Below are 7,456 nucleotides of genomic sequence, written 5' to 3' on the forward strand. Positions count from 1 at the left end.
TGAGCTACGTCAAGAGCTGAGCCCGCAAGCATTCCAAACATTAGAGCGTTATGAGCAACAGCAAGAAACCATGTATCGTTTAAATCGTTGGGTTAATGTATACCGTACTGATTTAATGGCAAGCGGACCTGAAGTAATCACTGCCTTCCAGAAGTTTGTCAAAGAGATAGGATTGCAGGATGACGAGCCTTTAAGTAACGTTAGTCCACTCATGAATGGTAAAAATTGTCTTAAAGTTGAAACATTAGAAAATGGTCAGCTAAATGCTTTTATTAGCGGGCCTAGCGCTTGCACAGGAGACAATTCTGAGCAATGGATTCAAGATACAAAAGGTAGAATCCATAATAAAATGGCGCTAGATCAGTGTCTAATGCCACAAGGAGGCAATGTTATTAACCTAGCGCCTTGTGATGATCAAGCAAACTCGCAAGTTTGGCAAATGGATGTAACAACAAATGCTATCAAACAAGGTAATCAATGCTTTGACTTAGAAAATGGTTATTTGAATAATAATCGCGCACGCTTAATTCGTTATGGCTGTAATAATGGTGGTAATCAGAAGTGGACGATGCTGACTAAAAATCCAAGTCTAATCCTATCGACCGCTGGCAAAAACCTACCCTTAATTGTAGAAAGTATGCAAAAGCAGCCAATAGCTATGGCTAGTAGGCAAATGCAGCCATCGAGTGTCGAAAGCATAGAAGAGCCTTCAGTAATAGAGAAAATAAGCACCGCAATAAGCACTTGGATTAATGATTTAGTCAATTAATAAAAAATGCAGAATTTTAATCAGATTAAAAATAAGCTCCTATCATAGGGGCTTATTTTTTACTAAATTTTTAAACGATCCTATTTATATGGTAAGGTAATTCCTTTTAGGCCTCGTTATTTAGTGAGGCAATAGCACGGCTTTTTTCAATCAAACTTGTTTAGTTTTTAGGTCATTTTTGGAGCGCACTATATTGGATAAACACCCTAAAAATGGCTGGCTTAAGTCGCTATTGCTCACAATCATGCACAGGTTAAAGCAATTTGCCCAGCTCTGGTCGCTACAGACGCTACTGGATTTACCCGATCGCCTAAAAAATCTGTGGCAGCAGCTCATTGGTTCTTATTGGTTTATTCCTAGCGCTTGTGTGTTAGCAGGTATTCTACTCGCGCCTATATTGGTCACTATCGATGAACACTTCGACCGCGAGACGGTTAGAGAGCTAAGTTTTGCTTTTACCGGCGATGATGAGGCCGCCCGCGCTATCATGACTACCATTGCTGGTGCCGTACTGGGTGTCGCGGGGACTACTTTTTCGATTACCATTGCCGTGTTATCAATGGCATCTTCGCAATTTGGTCCTAGACTGCTGCGTAATTTTTTAACCGATACGCCCAATCAATTTGTTTTAGGCGCGTTTATTGGCACCTTTAGCTATAGTTTATTGGTGTTAAAAGCGATTCATAAATACGATGTTGCCTTTGGTGTGCCGCAATTGGCCGTGACCTTTGGCATTATCATGGCGATTATTTGCGCGTTATTATTGGTGTATTTTGTGCAGCATATGGTGCATGCGATTCAGGCATCGCATGTGATCGAAGGCGCCAGTAATGAGGCGATTAAAAATATTCACTACTGGTATAAAGACCGCTGTGATATCAAGCATCAACGTGACGTTGAGCACCAAGATATCGAACAATTTCACACTTGGTCTGCAACGCCGATTTATGCGCCAAGCTCGGGATATTTACAGCAAATCTATCTTAAATCACTGGTAACTCTGAGCCAAGATTATGCAGGCGTGGTGCAAATTAATGCCAATCTTGGTGATTTTGTCACTGATAGAAATATTATTGGCTATTTTTATCAGCGCCCAGCCAACCATCCAGACAATCGCCAGCAGACCAACACGCCAAAACTTGCTATTGTGCCGCGCGCGCCAGATAGCTTATTTTGGCAGCGCTTTGCTGGTTGTATCCGTATTGAGCAGCGCTTAAGCCATTCTAACGATATCGCTTATAGTTTGGGACAAATGACCGAAATTGCGGTACGCGCCCTTTCTCCAGGAATTAATGATCCCAAAACTGCGGTCAATTGCGTACAGTCTTTGACCAGCTGCCTTAGCATCATGATGCGTCGTCAGCCGCCAAGCTCCTATCATTTTTATAGACCAAGTTCAGAAAAATCAACATCAAAGCAACCTGCGCCAGATAAAACAAAATCTGATAATAGCACTATTGAAAAAGTAAGCCATAAACCACGCGACGCCATATTAGCCGTCGTGACTCATACCCCTAAAATATCCGACTTTATCGATACATCGCTTGGCGAGATACGGCGTTATGCGACCGCAGACTTGATGGTGTTAAAGGCGCTTTGTCAGGCAATGGTAGACCTCAATTATGCCAAAGTTAATAATGCTCAGCAGCAAACGTTACTACATGAGCTGACGTTGATTGAACGTGCGGGACAAGACAATCTTAGCTATCAAGCCTTGGTCGACGACCTAAGCGCCATGTGTGCGCAAGCCAAGCAGTTTATTCTCAGCGACAATGACCAACATCAATACTTTGCTTATGTCGCTAAGTTCGATGCTCATATTCATCAAGCTCTACAAACGCAATCAAGATAGCGTTTAAAACGATCTTTATTACTAAAAATAAGTTTATCATTCATAACTGGTAAGCCAGCACAAAAATAACTAAAATAAAACCCTATCAATCCTCCTAAGCCCTAAAATTGGGACGACTTTTTATCATTATTTGAGACCTTTTTATGGCTCCTACCAGCAGCTTGACCGTACTAGAAATCAGCGCTATTTTTTTATCGATTACCGCTTTATTAACTTATGTCAATCATCGATTTATTGGCCTGCCAACGACTATCGGCGTGATGGTCATCTCCATTTTATTATCTATCGGCGCGATATTTTTGGGCTTTTTAGGGTTTGATGAGCTGATTGATTACGAAGTGAGCTTATTAGAGCAACTTGATTTTACCGAAGTCTTATTAGACGGTATGTTGTCTATGTTGTTATTTGCAGGCGCGCTCCACGTCAATATTGGCGATTTAAAACGTTATAAATTGCCCATTGGTATCCTTGCTTGTATTGGCACCATCGTATCGGCGTTACTCATTGCCGCTGCCCTTTATTTTATGCTGCCACTATTTGGTTTTGGGCTGCCTTTTTTATGGTGTTTATTATTTGGCGCCTTGATATCACCGACCGATCCAATCGCCGTGATGGGTATTTTGGCCTCAGGCGTGGTTATTTTTGTCCTGCTGCTCGGTATTTTATCCAGTGGCGATATCCCAACGGCCAATTATGTTGCCCATACCTTAGCCGTTGAAGCTGGTGGCGGGATTGTCTTTGGCTTAGTGCTCGGTGCAATTTTGTATTATATGCTCAAAAGCATCGACAGCTACCAAGAAGAGGTGTTATTAACGCTGGCGGGCGTCATAGGTGGCTATGCACTCGCCAGCCATTGGCATTTATCCGGACCACTTGCGATGGTGATGATGGGCTTAATGGTAGGTAATCGTGGACGTGCACTGGCGATGAGTGATAAAACGCGCCATTATATTGATTTATTTTGGGAATTGATTGATGAAATTCTTAACGCGATTTTATTTGTCTTGATTGGTTTAGAGGTGGTGATGATTGCTTATTCGGGCAATTTATTTATCGCTGCTGGTTTGACCATTATTATTGCCCTACTTGCACGCTTTATCGTCGTCGGCATGACCACCAAAACCTTTCATCGTCAGCTTGATTTGCCAAAAGGCGCATGGAAAGTGCTGACATGGGGCGGATTGCGCGGTGGCATTTCGGTTGCTTTGGTATTGCAACTGCCAGCAGGCGGTGAGCGCGATATTTTATTGGCGCTGACTTATGCGGTGGTGATATTCTCTATTTTGGTACAAGGTTTGAGCGTTGGTAAAGTCGCCAAAAGCATTCGTACCGACGAGAAAGTCGCAGAGATATAAGCTTTACATAGTTTTCATTTAGCCGTTTTAGTAAAAGAGAAGCCAGTATAAGTATCATCGCTTATACTGGCTTTTTTAGGTCTCTTAAACCCGTGTATTGGTTTGTATCACGGCCTAGTTATATCAAACCTTTGCGCTTCATATTGCGATAAACCACGATAACAATAATAATATTTGATATTAAGATGGCAAGTTTAAACCAGTCAAATGGGCTAGCAAACAAATAATAAAGCTCAATAGGAATAAATATCCCGTAGCCTAACACCCCAAACCAATATGCCCAAGTTTTATCTTGCCACAAACCATAAGCTTCAAGAAAGCGCAAACTGGCATAAGCAAAAATGAGCAATAAAAATACTGACCAATTTTTGCTTGCCTGCTGCGCGATACGTACCGCACTATCAACTTGCGGTGCTAGCAGTTGCCCAAAGGTTTGTTGCCAAGAAGCGGTCGCTGTCGTTAGCCAATGCTCAAGGTCACTATGCCATGACCATAGAGCCCCCGCTCCTAATAGCGCACCAACGCCTTTGACCACTTCATAGATTGCGACCGCTTTGATCGATTCGCTAGAGGTACTAGCGCCACTGCGCGGTGTATGCGGCTGACTGGTTAAATCTTGGTTGTTATCCTTCGAGGATGGTAGCAGACTGTCATCCTGTCTGGGCAAATTAGGCAAAGAAAGTCTCCACCACACGGCCTTGCAACTGCTCATTAAAGAACGGCGTATTTTTACCATTTGATAACATGGATTCTGTGGTCACTTGCCATTCAAGATTGGGATCGACCAACACCGCGCCGCCGATACTTGCATACTGCTCACTAATACCTGCGATTTTTGCTGGATTAAGGCAGATTTTGTCGACCAGTTGCTCGAGCGTTAATACTTCATCGCGTACCAACTGACATGCCAGCGCCATAAAGGTATCAAAGTTTGAGATACCCGGTGTGCTTTCGGCAAAAGGTGCTTTTTTGGCGGTACTGTTTAGCGGCTCATGATGGCTGCAAATCGCATCAATGGTGCCGTCTTTTAGCCCGCGGCGAATGGCTTGCTGATCGGTATTGCTACGCAGCGGCGGTAGCACATAGGCTTGGGCATTAAAACCTTTTAAATTATCATCGGTTAAATACAGCTGATGCATCGCCACATCACAAGTCACCGGCAGACCTTTGTCTTTCGCCCAGCGCATCAGCTCAATCGAAGACTTACAAGATAGTTGGCTAAAATGTGCGGCAATACCCGTTTCTTCTACCATCAATAACTGCGTCGATAAAGCAACTGTTTCTGCAATCCAAGGAATCCCTTGCAAACCATGATACGAGGCGATATAACCTTCGTGCGCCACGCCATCACCAGAGAGACTTGGCTCGTCAGGATAAAAGAATACTTTCATGCCAAAAGTCGCCGCATACTCTAAAGTACGCAGTAACACCAAGTCATTGCGAAAAGGTCGACGCGCATTAGAGACCGCGATACAGCCGCCTTTTTTCAGACCAGCAATATTGGAAGGATTCTCTCCTCGAAGTCCTTCTGTCAACGCACCTAAAATATGCAAATAAATACCACCATCACTCAGAGCCCGCTCACGCAAACCTTTTAATAGCGAGCCATTTTCTAAAATGGGGTTGGTATCGGGTGGAATCACCACGTGCAAAAAACCATTGCCACGGGCCGCACGCCCTTCTGACTCTAACGTACCGTGTTGTTGTTGACCCGGTTCGCGTAAGCGGGCGCATAAATCAACCAAGGGTGGCAGCAGCCACATTTCGCGCTCTGATTCAAAAGAAGCCAGCTTATCGGTTACTGTGCGTGGTAGCGCGTCTTTAAATGCTTGAGGAAGATGGTTAATTATCGGTGTATCCGTATTTAACGTAGTAGACATGAGCGTTATTACCGTATCAATAAAATGGGATAAATAAATATGGAACAGGGCAGCAGAGTGTTACTGACTCGCAGCTTGATGCGCGCGCTGACCTTCCATTGCCAGTGACAATACTGCCATGCGAATCGCAATGCCATTATTTACCTGCTTTAAAATAACAGACTGGTCACCATCGGCAACGCTTGAGGCAATCTCAACCCCGCGATTCATCGGCCCAGGATGCATCACCAACGCATCGGGTTTAGCCAATGCTAGGCGTTCAGGCGTAATACCATAATGCTTATAATACTCACTCGACGACGCCAGCAGCGGCGAGCCGATACGCTCGTTTTGTATTCTTAACCCCATAATGACATCACAGCCGGTGACGCATTCGTTCATATCTTCATAAACTTGTACGCCAAAACGCTCAATACCTTTGGGTAATAAGGTGCGCGGGGCACAAACACGAATATCTTTGACGCCTAAGGTTTGCAGCGCACTGATATCAGAGCGTGCAACCCGTGAGTGCTTAATATCACCGACAATAGCTACAGACAACTCTTCAAATGGTCGCGGTGCTTCACGGTGAATAGTCAGCATATCGAGCATGCCTTGCGTCGGATGGGCATGCCAGCCATCACCGCCGTTGATAATAGCAATATCTGGCGTGACTTCTGTTGCCATAAAATGTGCCGCGCCGGACGCTGAATGGCGTACCACAAAAATATCCGCCGTCATCGCTTGTAGATTCCACAAGGTATCGCGCAAGCTCTCGCCTTTTTTGGTACTGGAGCGCTCAATATCGATATTGAGCACATTGGCACCGAGACGCTTTTCAGCGACTTCAAAAGTGGTGCGCGTGCGCGTTGACGGTTCAAAAAACAAATTCATCACCGTATAGCCTTCAAGCTCAGGGCGATTAATCAGTTGCCCATTTTCATCAAAAAATGTCTCTGCTTTGGCAATAATTGCCTGCAACTGCGCTTTACTTAAACCCTCTACTCCTAAAAAATGGCGAATACTGCCATCATTATTAAGCTGCGGACGACTGAGCGAGGCGTTGAGCTTTTGATGGATGGTCTCAGGATCAAACTTGGCATAATCAGTCGGCGAAACGGTTGGTGTTGAGCGACTATCGATAGAATTTGACATAATGGCACATCTTTATTGTTAGGTGATATGAGGTGATTATCATTATTTAGGTGTTTTACACTCGTTAAGCATAGAGACAAGGACATTTTGGCACTTATTTGCTACAATTTAGTGCAATGACAAACAACCTTAAAAGGTAGCTTTTGGCGTCTTGGTGAGCAATGGCTCTAGACATAAAGCAAACCTTATCAAAAGCCACTTATTAACACCATAAATAAATAATCATAGCGCTAGTGTAGCTGATTTTGTGGTCAGGACAAAGACGCCTTGCTGGGTATTTAAAAATTTGCCAAATTTAGGCAAATTAAAGGTGACCTAACCGTCTCTCAAACCTCTATTTAATTTTTATTCTCATTGGTCTTATTTTTAAAAGTATTTATTTTAATACTATCTATTTTAACCGCCTTTATCAGGAAACCTTATGACAACCTTAGCCAATTATCTAAACGCTCACGCCAGTAACCCA

Annotated in this window: 6 protein-coding genes; 3 read left to right on the forward strand and 3 right to left on the reverse strand. The window is 43.7% G+C overall.

The window, feature by feature from the left end; translation table 11 throughout:
• The 3 genes from V7D75_RS10865 to V7D75_RS10875 form a co-directional block, all read left to right on the forward strand.
• Positions 1 to 769: ricin-type beta-trefoil lectin domain protein (locus V7D75_RS10865; protein ID WP_333614569.1), on the forward strand; the 769-nt coding region annotated here is incomplete at its 5' end.
• A 244-nt stretch (positions 770 to 1,013) separates the two neighbouring features.
• On the forward strand, positions 1,014 to 2,621 hold the full coding sequence (locus tag V7D75_RS10870) for a DUF2254 domain-containing protein (protein ID WP_442968956.1): 1,608 nt from the start codon (positions 1,014 to 1,016) through the stop codon (positions 2,619 to 2,621).
• Between the two features lie 143 nt (positions 2,622 to 2,764).
• On the forward strand, positions 2,765 to 3,976 hold the full coding sequence (locus V7D75_RS10875) for a cation:proton antiporter (RefSeq protein ID WP_333614571.1): 1,212 nt from the start codon (positions 2,765 to 2,767) through the stop codon (positions 3,974 to 3,976).
• 118 nt (positions 3,977 to 4,094) lie between these two features.
• On the opposite strand, the gene V7D75_RS10880 is transcribed toward V7D75_RS10875, so the two are convergent.
• From V7D75_RS10880 to V7D75_RS10890, 3 genes are read right to left on the reverse strand one after another with little or no spacing between them, the layout of a single operon-like run.
• Positions 4,095 to 4,652, reverse strand: coding sequence for a DUF2127 domain-containing protein (locus V7D75_RS10880; RefSeq protein WP_333614572.1), 558 nt, complete (start codon positions 4,650 to 4,652; stop codon positions 4,095 to 4,097).
• A complete protein-coding gene (locus tag V7D75_RS10885; RefSeq protein ID WP_442968954.1) occupies positions 4,645 to 5,856 on the reverse strand; it encodes a dihydroorotase in 1,212 nt (403 codons plus the stop codon). Before V7D75_RS10885 ends, V7D75_RS10880 begins: the two co-directional genes overlap by 8 nt.
• Before the next feature lie 60 nt (positions 5,857 to 5,916).
• Entirely contained in the window at positions 5,917 to 6,990 is a 1,074-nt protein-coding gene (locus V7D75_RS10890) for an aspartate carbamoyltransferase catalytic subunit (protein WP_333614573.1), read from the reverse strand.
• Positions 6,991 to 7,456: the final 466 nt, after the last annotated feature.

This window comes from Psychrobacter sp., assembly GCF_036731945.1.
Lineage (GTDB): Bacteria > Pseudomonadota > Gammaproteobacteria > Pseudomonadales > Moraxellaceae > Psychrobacter.